We start from the raw sequence: 20,986 nt of genomic DNA, 5'->3' as shown, positions 1-20,986 counted from the left end.
CGAATTCGGTCCGCGAGCCGCCCGGGGCGGGTGACACGGCGGCCGGGGCGTCGAATCGGCGCGCTGGAGAGCGCGACGCCATCCGTTTCAGAACTGTTCCTGCGAGTCGAAGGTGACGCGAACCCCGCGCCGCCGGAGCCGTCGCCCGCGCGACGGCCTCACATATCCGTGGGCCTGCCAAGAGCGTTGAGGAAGGTCTCGAAAGCGGGAGTCGGGACCACCTCGCCCTGGGTGCCGGTGTGGGTTGTGGTCGCGGCCAGTTCTATTCGGCCCTCGTGCCAGTGGTAGAGCCAGGGGCTGATCGGCCAGGGGTCGGTTTCGTAGACCAGGGTGCCGAAGCGGGCCAGGACCAGCAGGGCGCGCAGGACCTCGAGATCGGTGATGGGGTGGCAGTAGATCCGCTGGCGGGCGGGGGCGGTGAACAGGGCGCCCGCGGGGCCGACCACCGGATAGTCGTCCAGCCAGCGGAGATTGGTGGTGAGGTACTCCGAGCCCGCCATGCGGAAGATGGGCAGGTCCCTGGCGAGGGCGTCGAAATCGCCCAGGGGCAGGGGCGCGCAGACCACGCCGTCGTCGGCGCGCACGTTGTTCTCGGCGAGGGCGAAAAGTTCGGTGTCGCCGGGCCACAGGTGGGTCCACTCGCGTTCGACGGGCATGACGGTGTGCACCTTGTCGATGAGCAGGCGCTGGATCAGACCGGGCGCCCAGTCGCGCCACACCAGGTTGCGGGCGGCCGCGGGGGCGGGATAGACGCGGGTTCTGAGCAGGCCGCGCATGGCGTCGAAGTTGGTGACGTCCAGCGGCGCGTCACGGTCGACGGCGGTGGCGGCCACCACGGTGCCGAGGTGGTCGCTGACGATGACCGGCCACTGATCGGCGGGTTCGAAGAGCAGGCGGCGGCGGATGTGTTCGAGGGTCAGGCTCGTCATGCTGTCGTTGTCCGACACCATGATCTCGTCGGGGCCTACCGGGAGAATGGTGTAGCCGAGGTCGGAGGCGGCGGCGAAGAGCAGACCGAAGAGCCGGCGTGGGTTCAGGTCGTCGTCGCGCATTCGAGCCGCCACCGATCCAGGATATTCGACGCGGGCCCGCGCCGGGTTCTGTCCGGCGAGAGCGGGATCGGGCTGTTCAGGGGCGAGAGTGCCGGGGCGGCAAGTGATTCGGCGCTTACCGGCGTGAAACAGCCCTTCGAGCGGGGATTCGGTCGCGGTGGCGCCGGGGGCCGGGCTCGTCGGATTGCGTGCTCGCCGTGCCTATCGCAAACTGTCCCAGCGGTAGTGGGAGGCGACCGCGGGCTGCCTGGTGTAACCCGGACCGACGGTGTCGTCGGCGCCGAGGTAGGTGGCCGGGAACCGCGCCGGGCCGGGTGCGTGGGCGGTGAGGCGATGATGGCGGGAGTCGTAGGCCAGGCCCGCCGCGCGGAGCTCCGCGAGGGCCTTGCGCGTGGCGGGAGCGCCGTCCGCATGGCGGATCAGGGCCGGGTCGAAGTGGGCGGCAAGGGTTCCGGCGGGGGTGAGCCAGCGGGTCATCGCGGCCAGGAGCGCCAGTTTGTCGCCGACGTAGTGCAGACCGTGCACACAGGTGATCAGATCGGCGGACACCGGAGGTTGCCAGTCGGTTGCGTTGGCGGCGATCAGGCGCAGACGCGAGGTGGCGGGAGCCGCTCGGAAGTGGCCGACCAGGTCGAGACCGATCAGGGTGAGGTCGGCGACCGGGAACTCAACGGCGAAGCGCTGTTCGGCCGCCAGCAGTGCCCGGCCGGACCCGCAGCAGATGTCGATCCAGGCGACCGTCGCGCCGGGGTCGGCGCGCAGGATGGCCGCCAGGTGTTCGTAGGGATCGAAGCCCAGATCACGGGCGTAACTGTTCACGCCGGAGAGTCCGCGATCGCGATTCATCGCGTTGTTGGCGACCACCGAGGACCGCTCCAGGGCGATGGTGTCGAGCAGTGGCGGAACGGGATTCGGCGGCATCGGACCATTCTCCCCGTGTCGCTGCAAGACCGCGTGTCGCGGACCGGAATCGGGGCCCGCCGGCAGCTCACGTGCCCGATCGGGGGAGAGGTCTGGAGGTTCAATACCCCCGTCCGGGGTGCTCGAAACAGTTGTCCGAAAGTTCGCTAGATAACCAAACCTTCGGCGGCTCGGCTCCGAAATCCCTTCTGTCCGGCTCATCTCGGGGCCGGGTCGCACCGTATCGCAGCTACTGGAAGGAAGCGCTTTTTCATGAGGTTGATCAGTTCGCATGGCTTCGCTCGTTCGGCGGTGCTCGCCGGTTTCGCTCTGTCGGCGATGCTGACCGGGGCGGGCGCGGCGGGCGCCGATCCGATGAGCGATCTCGAGCCGATGCTGAACTCGAGCTGTTCGTTCAGTCAGATCGATGCCGCGCTGCACGATGTCGCGCCCGAGACCGCCGCGCAGCTCGATGCCGCTCCCGCGCAGAAGAGCGCGATCCAGGCCGCCTACGACCAGCCGGTCGAACAGCGCCGCGCCGCGTTCCAGGCGCTCATCGCCCAGCAGCAGCAGATGGGCGCCAGCCAGCAGGACAGCTCCACCTTCGCGAGCCAGATGGACGAGGTCGTCGAAACCTGCGACCAGTACTGAGTCCCGAGCGCGGTCCACTCGCACCCTCGCGGTGGTGAGTGACACCCGCCCCTTACGGGCCCGGGTACGCGTGCCTGCGGAGCACGCGTACCCGGGCGCGTCGCTGTCCGGGGTGAGTCGGGTTGTTCCCGGGCGCAACGCCTGTCGATGGCCTCACGGTGCGCCGATCGCGCCGCTAGGGCAGTGCGTTCGCACGCGGATTGCGTTCCACGCTGTAGTAGGTGGGGTCCTCGCGCAGGCGCCAGTCCGGGCCGACGAAGAACCGGGCGGCCGTGTCGTCGCCGAGGGCGATGTAGCGCAGCCAGGCGACGGCGGTTCCGGACGAGCGGTACTCGCCGGGGCCGTCCACCGGTGAGAAGTGGCCGACCCCATGGGCATTGGCGATCCAGGCGGGGGCGGACATCAGGTTGTACTGCCACCACCGGACCCAGGCGAAATCGGGGACGACGAAATCGTTGTAGCCGGTGAGGAACAGGGTGGGCACCGTGATCGCCGCGCCGACGGCCAGGGGGCCGGGTTCGATCGCCAGCGCACCGATGACGCGCAGCGCCGGATCGATCGAGCCGGCTATCGGCGGAAGCAGTGCCGCCGCCTGGAGTGTGGCCTGCCCGCCGCCCGAATGACCGGCCAGCACCGTGCGACTCGGATCGATCTTGCCGAACAGCGGTGAACTGGGATCCCGGTTCTGGGTGAGGGCGGCGGCCAGGCCGATGGCGGGTACGTAGGCGAGGGAGTTGAAGAAGTCATAGGACACGACGACCACGAAGCCGTGCCCGGTCCACTGCCGGACGAGGGTGTCGTACTGGCCGGGGTTCGACAGGATTCCGCCTTCGAACAGGATCAGCGGAGCGCTGCCCAGCTCGGCGATATCGGTCGGGTAGTAGGTGTTCGCTCCGACCGGGGACTGCAGACCATAGGGAAACGCCTGCGTGCAGCGCAGATCATCGGCGTTGCCCGCCAGGTGTACCACGATGTGGGCGATCATGCCCGCCACGGATTCCTGGCACGCGTTGGTGACCGTCGGGGTCGAGACCCCGTGCGGGCCCGCCGTGTCGAACACGCTCTGCGCCGTCGTGCCCGGCGCGATGTCATCCGCCGTCGCCGCCCCCGGATGCAACCCGGCCACACCGATCGCGATCCCGAATGCCGCTACCAGGGCCGAGACACGCTGCCCCGCAATGGACTTCCTCATCGTGTCCGCCTCCCACCGGCCGGTGGTGAACCCCGGCCGCTCATTTCTGAGACCCCGCAGTCTCTGATTCGGACAGTAACCCCGATGTGGCGCACGACACAAGGGGCGCGGAAAACCGTTTCGCGCCACCGCATCGCGGTCGAGATGATTGCCGGCATGAGTCTGTTGTCGTCGTATTGGCCGGTGATGGGATTGCGGGTCCGGACCCCGCGGCTCGAATTGCGGGTGCCCGGTGACGAGGAGCTCGCGGCGCTGGCCGGCCTCGCGGGGCGGGGCGTCCACGACCCGGCGGTGCAGCCGTTCACCGTGGCGTGGACCGACGTGGATCCCGGCGAACTGCCGCGGCGCGTCCTGCACTGGCATTGGAAATGCCTGGCGGACTGGACCGTCGACGACTGGACGCTCAACCTGGTCGTCCTGCTGGACGGGGAAGTGGTCGGAACGCAGGCGCTGGCGGCGAAGAACTTCGGCGTCTGCGCCGAGGTGGACACCGGGTCCTGGCTCGGGCTGGCACACCACGGCCGGGGGATCGGCACCGAGATGCGGGCCGCGGTCCTGGATCTGGCCTTCACCGGGCTCGGGGCCCGCTCGGCGGTGTCGGGCGCGCTCGCGGACAACGCGGCCTCGTACGGGGTGTCGGCCAAACTCGGGTACGAGCCCAACGGAACCGAGGTGCACGCGGTGCGCGGCGCGCCCGTGACGCTGCGGCGGCTGCGCCTGACGCGCGAGCGCTGGGCCGCGCACCGGACCGTTCCGGTGGAGATCACCGGGCTCGCCGAATCGCTGCCGCTGTTCGGTATCTCGGCCGCGTCGTGAACCGCCGGCGCCGGGTATCCCCGGGCGGTTGGCCGCGCGGCGAACCGGCCAGCCGTTGCGCGAGGGGGTCTCTCGGGTTGTGCGCCAATGGATTCACACGGCCGGGAGCGGAAACGTAGAGTTCGGCTGCGGGTGAGCGCGCACCGATCGACGAGAATCCTTACGTGGTGGCATCGTTCGGGCCGGTTTTCGCACTCGGACCGAGCTCGATGCCCGGTCCGAAGAATCGACCAGAGCGAGGATAGACATGACGGACGCGTCAGTACCGGCCCGCGCGGTGGCCAAGCCCGCCGGGGCGGACACCGACCAGGTCGAACTGCGTCAGCTCCTGGCCGGTTTGACCGCGGTGCGCGACGGCGACTTCGGTACCCGGCTGCCCACCGACACCGACGGGCTGCTCGGGGAGATCGCGACGGTCTTCAACGGGATGGTCGACCAGCTCTCGCTGTTCACCTCCGAGGTCACCCGCGTGGCCCGCGAGGTCGGTACCGAGGGTCAGCTGGGCGGGCAGGCCGAGGTACCCGAGGTCTCGGGCACCTGGAAGGACCTGACCGACTCGGTGAACGCCATGGCCGGCAACCTCACCGCGCAGGTGCGCAACATCGCCCAGGTGACCACCGCCGTGGCGCGCGGCGATCTCAGTCAGAAGATCACCGTCAGCGCGCGCGGGGAGATCCTCGAACTCAAGAACACCATCAACACGATGGTGGGCCAGTTGTCCTCGTTCGCCGACGAGGTCACCCGCGTCTCGCGCGAGGTCGGCACCGAGGGGATCCTGGGCGGTCAGGCCGATGTGAAGGGCGTGTCCGGCACCTGGCGGGACCTGACCGACTCGGTGAACTTCATGGCGGGCAACCTGACCGCGCAGGTGCGCTCGATCGCCCAGGTCGCCACCGCGGTCGCGGGTGGTGATCTGACGCAGAAGATCCGGGTGGACGCGCGCGGGGAGATCCTCGAGCTCAAGAACACCATCAACACGATGGTCGATCAGCTCTCGGCCTTCGCCGACGAGGTCACGCGCGTGGCCCGCGAGGTGGGCACCGACGGCAGACTGGGCGGTCAGGCCGACGTGAAGGGCGTGTCCGGCACGTGGAAGGACCTCACCGAATCGGTGAACGTCATGGCCGACAACCTGACCGCGCAGGTGCGTTCGATCGCCCAGGTGACCACGGCGGTCGCGGGTGGTGATCTGACGCAGAAGATTCGGGTGGACGCGCGCGGGGAGATCCTCGAACTCAAGGAGACCATCAACACGATGGTCGATCAGCTGTCCTCGTTCGCCGACGAGGTCACCCGTGTGGCTCGCGAGGTCGGCACCGAGGGCAACCTCGGCGGTCAGGCCACGGTGCGCGGGGCGTCGGGCACCTGGAAGGACCTGACCGACAACGTCAACGTGATGGCCTCCAACCTCACCAATCAGGTGCGCTCGATCGCCCAGGTCGCCACCGCCGTCGCGCGCGGCGATCTGAGCCAGAAGATCACCGTGGAGGCCAAGGGCGAGGTCGCCGCGCTCGCCGGGGTGATCAACACGATGGTCGACACGCTGTCGGCGTTCGCGGACGAGGTCACGCGCGTGGCGCGCGAGGTCGGCACCGAGGGCATGCTCGGCGGGCAGGCGCGGGTGCCGAACGTTGCCGGCACGTGGAAAGACCTGACCGACAACGTCAATTCCATGGCCAACAACCTCACCAATCAGGTGCGCAACATCGCCCAGGTGACCACCGCGGTCGCCCAGGGCGACCTGACCCGCAAGATCGACGTGGACGCGCGCGGAGAGATCCTCGAACTCAAGACCACGATCAACACGATGGTCGATCAGCTCTCGGCGTTCGCCGCCGAGGTCACGCGCGTCGCTCGCGAGGTCGGCTCCCAGGGCCGCCTCGGCGGCCAGGCCGAGGTCGAAGGCGTCTCGGGCACCTGGAAACGCTTGACCGAGAACGTGAACGAGCTCGCCGGCAACCTCACCCGGCAGGTGCGCGCCATTGCCGAGGTCACCAGCGCGGTCGCCGAGGGCGACCTGACCCGGTCGATCACCGTCGAAGCCTCCGGCGAGGTGGCCGAACTCAAGGACAACATCAACTCCATGGTGGAGTCGCTGCGCGAGACCACCGAGGCCAATCAGGATCAGGACTGGCTCAAGACCAACCTGGCGCGGATCTCCGGGCTCATGCAGGGCCAGCGGGATCTGCACGTGGTCGCCGAACTGATCATGGACGAGCTGGCGCCGCTGGTCTCGGCACAGTACGGCGCGTTCTACCTGGCCGACGACACCGCCGAACGCCCCGAACTGCGCCTGATCGGCTCCTACGGCAGTCCGCAGGAACCCGGTGGCGTGCAACGGTTCACGTTCGGGCAATCCCTGGTCGGGCAGGCCGCCCGCAGTCGGCGCACCATCGCGGTGGACGACGTGCCCGGCGACTATCTGACCATCGCCTCCGGGCTCGGCCAGACCGCCCCGACCACGCTGCTGGTGCTGCCGATCGGCGTGGAGGACCAGGTGCTCGGGGTGATCGAACTGGCGTCGCTGCACCGGTTCACGCGTATTCACCGCGACTTCCTCGACCAGCTCATGGAAACCGTCGGGGTGAACGTCAACACCATCATCGCCAACGCGCGCACCGATGAGCTGCTGGTCGAATCGCAGCGCCTGACCACCGAATTGCAGGTCCGCTCCGAGGAATTGCAGGTCCGGCAGGAGGAATTGCAGCGCTCCAACGCCGAAATGGAGGACAAGGCGGCGCTGCTGGCCATGCAGAACCGCGACATCGAGGCCAAGAACCTCGAAATCGAGCAGGCCAGACAGGAATTGGAGACCCGCGCCCAGCAGCTGGCCCTGGCCTCGAAATACAAATCCGAGTTCCTGGCCAACATGAGCCATGAGCTGCGCACCCCGCTCAACAGCCTGCTGATCCTGGCACAGCTGCTGGCGCAGAACCCCTCTCGCAACCTCTCGCCGAAACAGGTCGAGTACGCGGGCATCATCCATTCCGCGGGGTCGGATCTGCTGCAACTGATCAACGACATCCTCGACCTGTCCAAGGTCGAGGCGGGCAAGATGGACATCACGCCCGCGCGGGTGCCGCTGCGCAAACTGCTCGACTACGTCGAGGCCACCTTCCGGCCCATGACCACCCAGAAGAGCCTGGGCTTCACCATCACCACCGCGCCCGGACTGCCCCTGGACGTGCTCACCGACGATTCGCGACTGCGCCAGGTGCTGGGCAACCTGGTGTCGAACGCGGTCAAGTTCACCGAAACCGGCACGGTGGAACTGCGTATCGAGCCCCCGCAGGCCCGTGAGCTGCCCGCCGCCATGCGCAGGCACGGCTCGGCGATCGCCTTCCGGGTCGTGGACACCGGTATCGGCATCGCCGAACACCAGCTGGAATCGATCTTCGGGGCGTTCCAGCAGGCCGACGGGACCACCAGCCGCAAATACGGCGGCACCGGGCTGGGGTTGTCGATCAGCCGGGAGATCGCCTATCTGCTCGGCGGCGCCATCACCGCGGAAAGCGTGCTGGGCGAAGGCAGTACGTTCACCCTCTACCTGCCGGTCGCGCGCCCGGACTTCCAGGAGATCGCCCCCGCCGAGCGGGAGGACGACCAGCGCTCGGCCGCGGGGCCGGAGCTCGCACCCGCCGGCCCGCTGCAGCAGCGCCGGTTGCTGGTCGTCGAACAGCGGCCGCAGGGTCTGCTGTCGCTGGTCGCGCAGGGCGCGGTGGCCGATCTGGCCGACAGCAACGATCCGCGCGGGCCGGTTCAGGTGGTGAGCGCGACGGGGGTGCAGGAGGCGGCCGCGGCCATGGCCGCGGAGGCATTCCATTGCGTGGTACTGGAATTGGACCTGCCCGGCGGCGCGGCGCTCGATTTCCTGCAGACGATGGACGGGGACGCCGCGCTGAGCAGCGTGCCCGTGCTCGCCCACAACCACCGGCTCGATTCCGAACAGGAACGACTGCTCCAGCAGCGCATCGAACGCCAGCCCCTCGAGTTGCTGTCGAGTCTGGACGAACTGCGCGAGCGCATCGCCCTGCACGTCATGGCGCAGGCGCCCGGCGACGTGGTGCCGCTGGTGCGGCGCGAGGACGCCCCGGCGGTCGCGCCGCAGCAGCCGGTCGGCGAGCTGGCCGGGCGCACGGTGCTCATCGTCGACGACGACGCGCGAAACCTGTTCGCGCTCAGCAGCATTCTGGAACTGCACGGAATGAGCGTGCTGCACGCGGAGAACGGGCGCGAGGGCATCGACAAACTGCTGGCCCATCCCGAGACCGATCTGATCCTGATGGACGTGATGATGCCCGAGATGGACGGGTACACCGCGACCGCGACCATCCGCGAGATCCCACGCTACGAGGATCTGCCGATCATCGCGGTGACGGCCAAGGCCATGCTGGGCGACCGCGACAAGAGCCTGGCCTCGGGGGCCAACGACTACGTCACCAAACCGGTGGACGCGGGCGCGCTGCTCGGCCGGATCCAGCACTGGCTCGGCGTCTGATGAACGCCGGGGACCGCGACGCCGAGACCGCCGGGGTGAACGGGATCGTAGTGAACCGGCTCGCGGCGACCGTGGAACGGCTTCGGACACAGATTCAGCAGGCCCAGTCCACCGCCGACGGGCGCGCGCTGATCGAGATGGCCAAGGGCGTGCTGGTCGAGCGCCTGCGCTGCGGGCCCGCGGAGGCGGCGCGGCAACTGGAGACGCTGTCCCGCCAGGCCGGGGTCGGGGTGCTCGAGTTGGCCGCGGACCTGGTGAACCAGGCCGCCCAGGACAAGATCAGCGAAGCCGTCGGCCAGCTGCTGCGCGGCACGAACGCTTCCGACGAGACCGCGGTGCGGCTGCGGACCGCGGAGAGCGCGCTGCTCGCCGCCAACGGGGACACCCAGCGCGCGGCGGAGTCGGTGCTCGAGCACGCGCTGTCGCCGCTGGGCGCCACGGCGGTGGTGATCTGGGCCGCGGGGGCCGACGCCTCGCTCTCGCTGGTGGGTTTCGCGGGGATCGGGGTGCAGGAGGCCGAGCGGTGGCGGTATGTGCCACCGGGATTGGCGACCCCGGCGCGGCAGGCGCTGCTGACGCGTGAGGCGGTGTGGATCGAGGATTTCGACGCCTCCCGGCTGCCGTCGATCGGTGATCGGCGCGGCGGGCGCGCGGCCATTCCGATCGGCGCGGGCGGCAGTCTGCGCGGGGTTCTCGAGGTGTGCTGGCCCCAGCCCATCGAACCGCAGCCGCCGCAGGTGCGCCGCCAGCTCGCCGCGCTGGGGGAGCTGTGCGCGCACACCTTCGAAGCGGATCCGCTCGCGGTGCAGCCCTCGGATCGGACCGACGCGGCCGGGCTGGTGCGCCTGGCCGACGGGCTGTTCGATCCGGCGCTGGTCCTGCTGCCCCAGCGCGATCGTGACGGCGCGCTCGCCGATTTCCGCATCCACCATGTGAATTCGTGCTTCGCGGACCCGGCCGGGCGCCCGCGCGGGCTGATCAACGGTGCGCTGCTGCTCGAGACGTATCCGATGGTCGCGTACGAGGGGCGCCTGTTCGAGCGGCTCGAGCACGTGCTGGTGACGGGGGAGAGCTTTCGCGCGGACCGGGTGCTGCTGACCGAGCTGGTGGACCAGGTGCCGCTGACGGTCGCGGCCGCGCTCAGCATCGGCCGGTACGACGACGCGGTGCTGATGGTGTGGCGGCTCGAGGACGACGCCGCGCGGCTGGCGGCGCTGCTGCAGCACGCGCAGCGGCTCGGCCGGGTCGGGGGATTCGAGGAGAACGCCGCCTCGGGCGAGATCACCTGGAGCGCTGAGCTGTTCGCGCTGTACGGGGTGCCCGCGGGCGCGGATCCGGTGCCGCTCGCGCAGCTGCCCGGACACGTGCACGAGGCCGATTCCGAAGCGGTGCGGCGGTTCCTGCGCACGCTGCTGCACTATCGCCGTCCGGCCTCGGGCGCGTTCCGGCTGATCCGGCCCGACAGCGTGACCAGGCACGTGCGGATCATCGCCGAACCGGTGCACGACGAGGCCGGGCATCTGCTCGCGGTACGCGGTGCGTACCAAGACATTTCGGCACAGCACTGGACCGAGATCGCGCTCTCGGCGACCCGGGACCGGCTCACCCACACCGAGGAGCACGCGGCCGCGCAGAGCAGCTTGGCCCGCCAGCTGCAGCAGGCGATCATGCCCGACGCCCAGCCCTCCACGGACGCGTTCGGCCTGCGCATCGCGGTGCGCTATCAACCGACCGAACAGGAGCACCTGGTCGGCGGGGACTGGTACGACACCATGGTGCTGCCGTCCAAGAACATCCTGGTCTCGGTCGGCGATATCACCGGGCACGGCATCACCGCGGCGACCGGAATGGTGGTGCTGCGCAACGCCCTGCGCGGACTGGCCGCCACCGGTGCGGGCCCCGGCCAGATGCTGACCTGGCTGAATCTGGTCGCGCACCACCTGACCGACCACATCCTGGCGACCGCGGTCTGCGGACTCTACGATCCACAGACCCGCGTCCTACGCTGGGCGCGCGCCGGCCACCTGCCGCCGGTGCTGATCCGCCGCGGCCGGGCCGTCAACCTGCCCGAGCTACGCGGCATGATCCTGGGCGCGCTGGCCGAAACCAGTTACGAGGAAGGCGAAGTTCGCCTGGAGCCCGGCGACACCCTGCTGCTGTACACCGACGGCCTGATCGAACGCCGCGCCGAACACCTCGACGTCTGCGTAGACCGCCTACTCCGCGTGTCCGCCGAGTTCACCGGCGGCCTCGACGATCTCCTCGATCACCTGCTCGACGGCAGCGACGCCGACACCGACGACGACACCTGCGTGGTCGGCATCCAGGTGGAACCCGGCCAGGGCCCACCGCGCTGACGCTGCGGCAGGCCACGGGCGAGAAGGCTCGTCAGGTCCAGTGGTACAAAGACTTCGGCATCGGCAGGGGGTCCGGCCGACCTACTCGAACGAAGGGGAAACGCATGTCCAATTCGCATCGCCCGTCACCACGGGCGCTGCTGTTCGACGTGCAGGGCACCGCGACGGACTTCTTCTCTACCGTCACCGGGACCGCGCGGAGCGTGGCCGGGCCGGGTAACCCGGACGTCGACTGGGCCGAGTTCGTGAACGCTTGGCGGGCAGCGTATTTCCGGGAAACCGCGCGTGCGCGGCGGGTCACCGACGAATGGGTCAGTGTCGACTCCATCTATCGGGCGACGCTCGACGAACTGATCGCCGCGCGGAACCTGAGGCTGGACGAGGACGAGCGGCGGGCTGTCAACCTGGCCTGGAAACGGTTGGCGCCGTGGCCCGATGTCGTGCCGGGTTTGCATCGGCTGCGGCGGAATCACGTGCTCGCGACGCTGTCCAACGCGGACGTCGACGCGGTCGTCAGCATCACCCGGCACGGGGATCTGCCCTGGCACGCGGTGTTCACCGCGGAGATGGCCGGGGTGTTCAAACCGGACCCGGCGGCCTACCACCTCGCGGCCCGCTACCTCGGGCTCGCGCCCTCGGAGATCATGATGGTGGCGAGCCACAAGTACGACATCCGTGCGGCGGCGCGGCTCGGGTTCCGGACCGCGTTCATCGCCCGGCCCGACGAATTCGGCGACCCTGCGCTCGCCGACGCGGAATTCTCCGACGAGTTCGATATCAACGCCGTGGACTTCCTGGATCTGGCCGACCAGCTGGGCTGTTGAACTCTCCAGCGATCTCGGCTCCCAGCGCGGCCCGCCCATCGATCACCCGCCCGGGCTCGTGCCCGGACCCCTGTTCGGGGTACCGTCCCGGACATCGGGGCGCGAGCCCGGGCGGGAACAGATCGATCGTTAGGTGTCAGTGGCGGGGTTGCGAGCAGTTCGGAGTTCTGTGAGCAAACGCGAGCGAACGTGTGTATTCCTGTTCCGGCATGGATGGTGAGGCCATGTCTGTCGGTGGCGGGGCGGAGGATGTGGCGTTATGACGCGCTTCGAGGTTCCCGAGGGGTGGTTGGTGCAGGCGTATCGGTTCGCCCTCGACCCGACCCCGGCGCAGGAACGCGCGTTCCGATCCCATGCCGGCGGGGCTCGAAAAGCCCATAACACGATGCTGAGCGTGGTCAAAGCGGTCATGGACCAGCGCGCCGCTGAACGCTCCTACGGCATCCCCGAACCCGAGCTGACGCCGTCGTTGAACTGGACTCTGGCCGGTTTGCGCAAGGACTGGAACCAGCGCAAAGCCCGGGTTGCGCCGTGGTGGGCTGAGAACTCGAAGGAGGCATACAATTCCGGGCTCGACGCTCTCGCCCGCGCCCTGGACGCGTGGAGCAAATCCCGCAGGGGCGAACGGGCCGGAAAGACCGTCGGGTTCCCGCGGTTCAAGAACGCCCGCTCGCGGCGGTCGGTGCGATTCACCACCGGAGTGATCCGTGTCGAAGCCGACCGCCGCCATGTGACGTTGCCACGGGTCGGGCGGATCAAAACTCATGAGTCGACGCGAAAGCTGCACCGGCGCATCGAGTCCGGTTCCGCACGGATTCTCTCGGCCACCCTCGCCCAGGATGCGTCCGGCCGCTGGCACGTGGCGTTCCAGACGCTCGTCGCCCGCAGCGCGGAAGTCCCCTGTCATATCGGCGCGGGTGCGCCGGTGGTCGGTGTCGACGTCGGAGTGAAGGCCGACTCCTTGCTCGTGATCGCCACGCCTGACGGCCGCGAACTCGCCCGGGTTCCAGCACCGAAGTCCCTGACCGGTGCGCGGAAACGCCTTCGGGCGTTGCAACGCCGCGCGGCCCGGCAGGTCGGGCCCTACGATCCGGCCACCGGGTCCGAACGCCAGGCGTCCAAGCGGTGGCGGCGTACCCGGGCGCGGGTCGGGCGCACGCATGCTCACTCGGCGGCGGTGCGGCGGGACGTGCTGCACAAGGCCACCACTGCCCTGACCCAGCAGCATCGGGTGATCGTGGTGGAGACGTTGAACGCCGCCGGGATGCGCGCCGCGGGTGGTGCGCGTAAACGGGGGCTGAATCGGTCGATTTCGGATGCGGCGCTTGCCGAGATCCGGCGCATGCTGACCTACAAAACGCGTTGGTACGGTTCGGTTCTCGTGGAGGCGGACCGGTTCTTTCCTTCGTCCAAGATGTGTTCCGGCTGTGGCAGGCGAAAGCCAAACCTGACCCTGGCGGATCGGACATACGAGTGTGAGCACTGCGGTCTCGTGATCGATCGTGATCTCAATGCCGCGGTGAATCTTGCCCGCCTCGGCGGGACCGGTACCGGGAGTAGCCCGGCCGCCAGCCACAGGACTGGACACGGACGTGGAGCCAGGCAGGAGCCCGCGACCACGACAGTGGTCAACGCAGCAGGCGAAGAAACGTCAACCCGGCACAACCAGATGGTTGATCGGACCGGGACTGCCGCGCCGCAAGGTACGGCTGCCTGATGGGAATCGAGCATGCTCACATTTGCTCACCAAAGGCAACGGATGCAAGATTCGACGAGCCGGGTATTCAGCGGACGGTCGGCCATCGCCCATCTGGTGCCCTCGCCCTGGGACCGGGACGAGTTCCTGAGCACGCTCGGACATTGGCGCGGCCGCCCGATCCAGCTCATGGCGGTCGAGGCCGACGCGCTGCCCGGGGTGTGGACCCCGGCGCGCGGCACGCCCTGCGGGCTGTGGCTGGACACCGAGGACGCCGACGCGGCCGGGACCACCGACTTCCACGTCGACCAGATCATCGCCCACGAGGCGGGCCACATGGTGCTCGACCACGACGCGGGCACCGACGGCATGACCGGACTGCTGCAATTGCTGCCCGACCTCGACCCGGCCACCATTCGCCGGGTGCTGCGGCGATCGGAGTTCGCCGACCACCAGGAGGACGAGGCCGAGCTGTTCGCGGACCTGCTGCTCTCGGGCGTCTCGCGCTATCGCAGCAGCCGGCGCCCTCGTTCACCGCCCAGGCGATGCGCGGGTATCACGCCACGATGCGCGAGTGCGCCGGGCAGCTCATCGAGCACTGGGACGGCTGGCCGGGGGAATGGATCGACATTCCCGGCGACACCAACAAGGTGGCCCTGGAGGTCATCGGGCGCACGGGATTCGGGTACTCGTTCGACTCCTTCGGCCGCACCGACCCGCATCCGGTCGTCGCGGCCATGCTGCGCGCGCTGACCTACATCAACCGCTCGGCGTATTCGCATCCGCTGGTGGAGCGCACGGTCTTTCGCACGCAGCGGGCCCAGCACCTGGCCGACGTCGCCTTCGTCAACGCCGAGGTCGACGCCGTCATCGCGGCCCGCCAGCGCGCGGGCGCCGGCCTGCACGACGACCTGCTCGAGCGCATGCTCACCGCGGCCGACCCCGGCTACTTCCGCAAGGCCAACTCCGACACCCTGCTCGGCGGCCGGTACCCGTTCGAGAAGGGCGAGTGGGTGTTCATCGTGCTGTTGCAGCTGCACCGGCACGAGCGGTGGGGCGCGGACCCGGAGAGCTTCGACCCCGACCGCTTTCTGCCCGAACGGATTCGGGCCCGGCACCCGGAGCTGTACCGGCCGTTCGGGGTGGGACTGCGGGCGTGCATCGGCCGGCAGTTCGCTTACCACGAGATCGTGCTGGTGCTGGCCACCATCCTGGCGAACTACGACCTGGAACCCGATCCGGACTATCGGCTGCGGGTCAAGGAGACCATCACGCTCAAGCCGGATCGGTTGCGGCTGAAGGTCTCCCGGCGCGGTTAGGGTCGCTCGCCGCGGCGCAGGCGGGCGCGCAGGGCAGCGGTCAGGGCTCGGCGATCCGAGGTCGCGGGCTGCCCGCGCAGGCGTACGCGGTGCACACCCGCCTCACGCAGGGTGCGCAACAGATCCAGTTGCACATAGGTGTCCGCGACCCGGGCGGACTCGCCGGGCTCGAGCAGGAACCACGCGGCCTGGTTGAAGTGCTCGGCGAGGCCCTCGAGCAGCGCGGCCGGCGGGTCGACGAGCGTGCCCGCGCGCAGCGCGTCCAGGGTCGCCGCCGTGCCGTCGACACCGCGGTCGCGCAGGGCGGCGGCCACCAGCTCGGTGCTCGGCTCGCCCTCCTCCGGACTGTGCAGGGCGCGAAAGAGCAGGTCCACACGCTGGGCCAAAGATGGTGTCACAGGCTCGCCTCCGCGAATCTGGCTTCGAATCGCCGCCGGGTCGTCTCGTCGAGGTCGATGCGCATCCCGGCGAGCCAGCGCCGGTACAGCGCCTCCTCCTCGTTGTCGTGGGCCGGGTCCACGGGCCGGTCCAGGTACGGGCCCAGGATGGTGACCAGCGGGCCCAGCGCGCCGCCCCGGCGGCGGTTGGCCTCGAGCAGTTGGGTGACATAGCGCCCGTACAGCGGCTGGATCGCGGCGTTCAGCCGGTGCGCGGCCGCCTGCGCGGCGGGTGTGCCCGCCTCGGCGAGATCGCCGATCTCGCGTGCGACGGTGATCAATTCGGTGATGGTCTCGGCGTCGACGTACACCCCGGGCGGTCCGGCGACGATGCCGGTGCGTTCCTTGAGCGGGGTGGGGTTGCCGCCGGTGAAGTAGACGTTCTCGGCCGATCCGGAGGTCCAGTCCAGTCCGATGTCGAGGCGGCGCAGGGTTTTCGGCGTCAGGCCGCGCGCTTCGCCACGCTCGATCTTGAGCATGGTGGGCTCGGTCGGCCCGCCGTGCAGGTGCACCTGGCGCCGCGATCGATGCATGGCGCCCATCCGGGCGAGCACGACCCGGGCCAATCGCCTGGCCGACGCGTCGTCGGGCGCGTCGTCGCCGGTCACCGTCACGGGCACGATAGTAATACGAAAATCCTGCGGAACGGAACCTTCGAAATGCGAGTAACGCCAGCCTGCACAGTCGCAAAGCTGCAAATTTGTGCAGATGTACACCGCCGATGCCATTGTAATCAGGCAATGATTTTCGTATGATTTGCGTATCCCGACACCGCGTTGCAGCCGCACTCCCGCGCGGGCCGGGAACTGGCGCTGGGTGATCGACCGCGAAGGGGGCGGTCGATCACCCACTGTCCCGGTACATTTGGCGCAGCCCCTGCTCACCGATGACCGAGGATCCGCAACTGTGCTTCTGCCCTGGGATGGTCGAATGCTCCGGGGCCACGTCCCGCGAATCCTGTTCGGCCTCTGCGCGATCGCTCTCGCCGTGCTGGCCACCTTCGCCATCGCCGAGAGCCTCGCCGTTCTGACCCGCGCCACCGGTGTCTCCGGTGTCGCCGGAACCTTCGTCACCGAGCGCTGTGATCCCGAGAGCGGGCGTCGCGCCGCGCTCTGCGCGGGAACCTTCGTCCCGGACTCGAAACCCCAGGCGGCGGCGCAGAGAACGCTGCGCGGAGGTCCCTACTCGCCCGGGACACGGGTGCCGGTGCACGCCGGTGACGATCTCTCGGTGAACGGAAGCGTCACCGCCGCCGCCGGATTGGGCTCGGCCGCGATGTTCGCCTCGTTCGCGCTGCTGATGGTGATGGGCGGTGCGATCTCCGTCTTCAAGATCACGCTGATCCAGCGCTTCGCCCGGGTCTCGCTGTACGCGGCGTCCGGGCTGTTCGTCTTCGGCGTGCTGGCCGCCGTCGCCGCGGCGCTGGCCGGTCCCTGACCGCGCCGGGCGAGCCCTCCGATATCCGGATCAGGTGGCGAGCGGGAGGGCCGGTTCGCCGGCCCGGTCCAGCTGGGCGCGCAGCCACGGTGCGGCGGCGATGGCGTCCGCGGCCAGGTGCGCGGTCAGGCTCGCCTCCGCCGGGGGAATCGGGGACGCGGGATGGGGGATGGCCAGTACCCGCATGCCCGCTCCCGCCGCCGAGCGGATGCCCGCGGGGGAATCCTCCACCGCCACACAGTGAACCGGGTCGAGATAGAGCAGCTCGGCGGCGTGCAGATACGGGGCCGGATCCGGTTTGGAGCGCGGGTGATCCTCGCGGGCCAGGATCAGCGGGAAGTGGCGGTCCAGTTCGAAGTACCGCAGCGTGGCGTGCACGAAGCGACGGGGTGAGGCCGAGACGATGCCGGTGATGGAGCTGTCCGCGGCCGCCGCGATCAGCTCGGCGATCCCCGGCAGCAGGGCCACCTGCCCGTCCCGGATCCGCGCGATCATGAGGTCGGTGCACACCTCGATCACCCGGGCCGGGGAGTCCAACCCGCAGACACGGGCGAGATGGTCGGCCCAGTCACCGTGGCCGTGGGTGCGCGCGCGATCGGAGTCGTTCCAGTCGTGCCCGTGCCGGGCCGCGTAGTCGACCCAGCACCGGTCCCACGGTTCCATCGTTCCGACCAGGGTGCCGTCCAGATCGAACAGCACGGCGTCCACGCGCCCGGTCACGCGCGACCGCCGGCGGCCGGGCCGGTCTGCCCATCGATCAGCTGATCGATCGAAATCAGTTTCAGGCCATGGGAATCGGCGAAGGCGCGCAGGGCGCCCAGGCGCATGACCGAGCCGTCGTCGTGGCAGACCTCGCTGATCACCGCCACGGGGGCGAGCCCGGCCAGGCGCATCAGTTCCACGCCCGCCTCGGTGTGGCCCTGACGGGCGGCCAGGCCGCCGGGGTGGGCGCGCAGCGGGAAGACGTGCCCGGGTCGTTGCAGATCCGCGGCGGCGGTCGCGGGATCGGCCAGCGCGCGCAGGGTGGCGGCGCGGTCGGCGGCGCTGATGCCCGAGACCACCCCGGCCACGGCGTCCACGGTGAGGGTGAACGCGGTTTCCTTGCAGTCCTCGTGGGTGGTGGTCATGAGTGGCAGCCCGAGCAGGTCGGCGCGGTCGGCGGGCATGGGCGCGCAGACGACGCCGCCGGTGTAGCGGATGAAGAAACCGAGCGCCTCGGGGCTGGCGAATTCCGCGGCCATGATGAGATCGCCCTCGTTCTCGCGATTCTCGTCGTCGACCACGATGACCGCGCGGCCCGATCGGATCTCGTGGACCGCCTCGTCGACCTGGTCGAACACGTTCACGCGGTACCGGGTGGATACCGGAATCGTCATCGTTGTGGCCTTCCGTTCGAATGGAATGGAGCGCACGACTCAGCAGACGGTAGCCGAAACAAGATCATTATCGCGGGAGCGCGGGAACACCGGCCGCACCCGTGTCCATGAAGATACTCCGTGGTCAGGGGCTATGGGCCGCGCGGTCGGCGGGGTGGGTGCGGGCGATCACCGCACGCGGTCGCGCGCTTGCGGGCAAGATTGAACCCGGTTCCCGGACAGCGATATTCGGGAACGCGACCGCGCCGGCCGGTGCGGTCGCGAGTGCTGTCGGCGAGGCGAGGACACCTGTATGAGGCTCACGCTCACCCCCATCACGGCCCATCGGTGCGAGGGCGCGCCGTGCCCGGTGCCGCTGTCGCCGCAGGCGCTGAGCCGGTTGTATCTGTCCTATCTCGATCTGACCGGCGCGAATCGGCTGCCCTCGACGCTGTCCTTCGAGGACTACTACGAGATCTGGCGCGCGCAACGGCGCGGGGAGGATCTGGTCGGGCTCGACGACGGCGCCACCCGGACCGTGCCGGGCGAGGGGCGAGAGCTGATCACCCGGCCCAATGTGCGGCTCAACGGGGTGATTCGGACGATCGTGCTGCTGGTCGACTTTCCCGACAAGCCGCACGAGGCCGCGCACGGGCCGGGGTACTACGAGGCGATGCTGTTCAGCGACAAGCTCTTTCCCTCCGGCAGCATGCGGGACTTCTATCGCGCGGTCAGCGGGTTCGACGCCGAGGCGGGGACCGGCATCGACGTGCAGGGCGCGGTCCACGGCTGGTTCCGGCTGCCGCAGCCGCTGTCCTACTACACCGACGGCAGTTCCGGGACCGGCAACGGATTCCCGCGCAACGCGGCGGGAATGGCGCGGGACGCGGTCAAGGCGGCGCTCGCCGAAGGGGTGGATTTCGGGCCGTACGACGTGCTGGGCGAGCGGATCGTGACCGCGCTGTTCATCGTGCACGCGGGGCGCGGGGCCGAGGAAACCGGCTCGGCCGACGACATCTGGAGTCTGAAGTGGGCGATCCCGGGCGCGGGGGAGCCGGTCGCGCCGAATCTGTCGGTGACGACCTTCCTGACCGTGCCCGAGGACTGCAACATGGGCGTGTGTGCCCACGAGTGGGGTCACCTGGCCGCTCGCTGGGCCGACTACTACGACACCGCCCAGGCGGCGAACTTCCGCTCGGCGGGCCTCGGCGACTACTGCCTGATGGCCGCGGGCAGCTGGGGCAACCACGGCATCACCCCGGTGTACCCGAACGGCATGCTGCGGGCCTTCCACGGCTGGCTCACCCCCCAGGTCGTCACGCGGACGACGGCCGGCATCGCCCTCGAGCCCGCGGCCGAGGGCGGCGGCATGGTGTTCATCCGCAACGCGCAACGCATGCCGCGCGAAAGCCAGTACGTGGCGGTGGAATACCGCCGCAAACGCGGCCAGGACGCCTTCCTACCCGACGAGGGGATCGCGATCTACGTGGTCGACGAGGCGATCGAGAACGTCAACGACGAGTCCGCCCTCGCGATCGAGCTGATGCAGGCCGACGGGAAGCGCGATCTGGCCGCGATCTTCCGCGGCGGCAACCGCGGCGACGCGAACGACCTGTACCCCTCCCTGGGCAACGCCACGGTCGGCAAGTCGACCCGCCCCGCCCTGAACATGCCCGGCGGCACCTGGTCCGGTATCACGATCACCGTCCACGGCACCCCGGGCGACGATCGGATGACCATCGACGTCACGATCGACTGACAGGTCTCGATCGGGTGGCCGATCTCGGGCGGCCCGTTTTGCCGGCATCGGCCGGGGTAGCGCCCGGGTATGACCGCACCCACCGCCCTCGCGCTCGTCTGCACGCTGAAGCAGTCACCGGCCGAGTCCAGCAGCGATCTGCTGGCCCGGCAGATCCTGGACGAACTGGCCGCGCACGACATCAAGGGTGACTCGATGCGGGTGGCGGACTACAACGTCCGGACCGGGGTCACCGTCGACGAGGGCGACGGCGACGAATGGCCGGTCATCCGCGCCCGTATCGTGGCCGCCGACATCCTGGTGCTGGTGACCCCGATCTGGCTCGGGCACCCGTCCTCGGTGGCCCAGAGCGCGCTCGAGCGCCTGGACGCCGAACTGTCCGAGACCGACGCCGAAGGCAGGCCCTCCATGGTCGGCAAGGTCGCGGTGGTCGGGGTGGTCGGCAACGAGGACGGCGCCCACAAGGTAGTCGCCGACACCTTCCAGGGCCTCAACGACATCGGGTTCACGATCCCGGCCCAGGGCTGCACCTACTGGACCGGAGAAGCCATGGGCAGCACCGACTATCGGGATCTGGACACCACTCCCGAGGAAGTCGCCTCGAACACGGCCGCCCTGGCACGCAACGCCGCCCACCTGACGGGGTTGCTGCGCAACGCCGCCTACCCGCCGTACGCGTGACCGCGGCGGGTA

The 20,986-nt window shown here is 69.5% G+C and carries 18 protein-coding genes; 11 read left to right on the top strand and 7 right to left on the bottom strand.

Annotated features, from left to right (window positions below; translation table 11 throughout):
• Positions 1-158: 158 nt before the first annotated feature.
• Both ACWDOP_RS17265 and ACWDOP_RS17260 read right to left on the bottom strand, forming a co-directional pair.
• A complete protein-coding gene (locus tag ACWDOP_RS17265; protein WP_456345885.1) occupies positions 159-1,064 on the bottom strand; it encodes a hypothetical protein in 906 nt (301 codons plus the stop codon).
• A gap of 189 nt (positions 1,065-1,253) precedes the next feature.
• A complete protein-coding gene (locus ACWDOP_RS17260; RefSeq protein ID WP_456345884.1) occupies positions 1,254-1,973 on the bottom strand; it encodes a class I SAM-dependent methyltransferase in 720 nt (239 codons plus the stop codon).
• A gap of 252 nt (positions 1,974-2,225) precedes the next feature.
• Between ACWDOP_RS17260 and ACWDOP_RS17255 the strand changes: the two genes are divergently transcribed.
• Positions 2,226-2,603: a hemophore-related protein gene (locus tag ACWDOP_RS17255; protein WP_456345883.1), complete on the top strand. Its 378-nt coding sequence runs from the start codon at positions 2,226-2,228 to the stop codon at positions 2,601-2,603.
• A 175-nt stretch (positions 2,604-2,778) separates the two neighbouring features.
• Here ACWDOP_RS17255 and ACWDOP_RS17250 read toward each other — a convergent pair whose 3' ends face one another.
• The gene (locus ACWDOP_RS17250; RefSeq protein ID WP_456345882.1) at positions 2,779-3,795 is read right to left on the bottom strand and encodes a poly(ethylene terephthalate) hydrolase family protein; all 1,017 of its coding nucleotides are present in this window, start codon (positions 3,793-3,795) and stop codon (positions 2,779-2,781) included.
• Positions 3,796-3,951: 156 nt separating this feature from the next.
• Here ACWDOP_RS17250 and ACWDOP_RS17245 point away from each other — a divergent pair, with 156 nt between their 5' ends.
• The 7 genes from ACWDOP_RS17245 (at position 3,952) to ACWDOP_RS17215 (ending at position 15,305) form a co-directional block, all read left to right on the top strand.
• Complete coding sequence (locus ACWDOP_RS17245) at positions 3,952-4,611, top strand: GNAT family N-acetyltransferase (RefSeq protein WP_456345881.1); 660 nt, start codon at positions 3,952-3,954, stop codon at positions 4,609-4,611.
• 247 nt (positions 4,612-4,858) lie between these two features.
• Positions 4,859-9,109: a HAMP domain-containing protein gene (locus ACWDOP_RS17240; protein WP_456345880.1), complete on the top strand. Its 4,251-nt coding sequence runs from the start codon at positions 4,859-4,861 to the stop codon at positions 9,107-9,109.
• Complete coding sequence (locus ACWDOP_RS17235; RefSeq protein ID WP_456345879.1) at positions 9,109-11,466, top strand: SpoIIE family protein phosphatase; 2,358 nt, start codon at positions 9,109-9,111, stop codon at positions 11,464-11,466. Before ACWDOP_RS17240 ends, ACWDOP_RS17235 begins: the two co-directional genes overlap by 1 nt.
• Positions 11,467-11,570: 104 nt before the next feature.
• Complete coding sequence (locus ACWDOP_RS17230) at positions 11,571-12,290, top strand: haloacid dehalogenase type II (protein WP_456345878.1); 720 nt, start codon at positions 11,571-11,573, stop codon at positions 12,288-12,290.
• Positions 12,291-12,549: 259 nt separating this feature from the next.
• Entirely contained in the window at positions 12,550-14,007 is a 1,458-nt protein-coding gene (gene tnpB / locus ACWDOP_RS17225) for an IS607 family element RNA-guided endonuclease TnpB (RefSeq protein ID WP_456345877.1), read from the top strand.
• A 42-nt stretch (positions 14,008-14,049) separates the two neighbouring features.
• The gene (locus ACWDOP_RS17220; RefSeq protein WP_456345876.1) at positions 14,050-14,739 is read left to right on the top strand and encodes a hypothetical protein; all 690 of its coding nucleotides are present in this window, start codon (positions 14,050-14,052) and stop codon (positions 14,737-14,739) included.
• On the top strand, positions 14,724-15,305 hold the full coding sequence (locus ACWDOP_RS17215) for a cytochrome P450 (RefSeq protein WP_456345899.1): 582 nt from the start codon (positions 14,724-14,726) through the stop codon (positions 15,303-15,305). The genes ACWDOP_RS17220 and ACWDOP_RS17215 overlap by 16 nt, the downstream gene beginning before the upstream one ends.
• On the opposite strand, the gene ACWDOP_RS17210 is transcribed toward ACWDOP_RS17215, so the two are convergent.
• A complete protein-coding gene (locus tag ACWDOP_RS17210) occupies positions 15,302-15,703 on the bottom strand; it encodes a hypothetical protein (protein ID WP_456345875.1) in 402 nt (133 codons plus the stop codon). The two genes, ACWDOP_RS17215 and ACWDOP_RS17210, sit on opposite strands and share 4 nt — an antisense overlap.
• Positions 15,700-16,356, bottom strand: coding sequence for a hypothetical protein (locus tag ACWDOP_RS17205; RefSeq protein WP_454205193.1), 657 nt, complete (start codon positions 16,354-16,356; stop codon positions 15,700-15,702). Before ACWDOP_RS17205 ends, ACWDOP_RS17210 begins: the two co-directional genes overlap by 4 nt.
• A gap of 316 nt (positions 16,357-16,672) precedes the next feature.
• Between ACWDOP_RS17205 and ACWDOP_RS17200 the strand changes: the two genes are divergently transcribed.
• Positions 16,673-17,179, top strand: coding sequence for a hypothetical protein (locus ACWDOP_RS17200; RefSeq protein WP_456345874.1), 507 nt, complete (start codon positions 16,673-16,675; stop codon positions 17,177-17,179).
• Positions 17,180-17,209: 30 nt separating this feature from the next.
• Here ACWDOP_RS17200 and ACWDOP_RS17195 read toward each other — a convergent pair whose 3' ends face one another.
• Both ACWDOP_RS17195 and ribB read right to left on the bottom strand, forming a co-directional pair.
• Positions 17,210-17,899 (bottom strand): HAD family hydrolase, encoded by a 690-nt coding sequence (locus ACWDOP_RS17195; protein WP_456345873.1) that lies wholly within the window; start codon positions 17,897-17,899, stop codon positions 17,210-17,212.
• Positions 17,896-18,555 carry a 3,4-dihydroxy-2-butanone-4-phosphate synthase gene (gene ribB / locus ACWDOP_RS17190; protein WP_456345872.1) on the bottom strand — a complete coding sequence of 220 codons (660 nt, stop codon included), beginning with the start codon at positions 18,553-18,555 and terminating at the stop codon, positions 17,896-17,898. The genes ACWDOP_RS17195 and ribB overlap by 4 nt, the downstream gene beginning before the upstream one ends.
• A 292-nt stretch (positions 18,556-18,847) precedes the next feature.
• Between ribB and ACWDOP_RS17185 the strand changes: the two genes are divergently transcribed.
• Both ACWDOP_RS17185 and ACWDOP_RS17180 read left to right on the top strand, forming a co-directional pair.
• Positions 18,848-20,293 carry a M6 family metalloprotease domain-containing protein gene (locus ACWDOP_RS17185; protein WP_456345871.1) on the top strand — a complete coding sequence of 482 codons (1,446 nt, stop codon included), beginning with the start codon at positions 18,848-18,850 and terminating at the stop codon, positions 20,291-20,293.
• Between the two features lie 69 nt (positions 20,294-20,362).
• Complete coding sequence (locus tag ACWDOP_RS17180) at positions 20,363-20,974, top strand: flavodoxin family protein (RefSeq protein WP_456345870.1); 612 nt, start codon at positions 20,363-20,365, stop codon at positions 20,972-20,974.
• Positions 20,975-20,986 lie beyond the last annotated feature (12 nt).

The organism is Nocardia sp. NPDC003693 (assembly GCF_053981095.1).
This window is presented reverse-complemented; position numbering and strand designations above follow the sequence as displayed.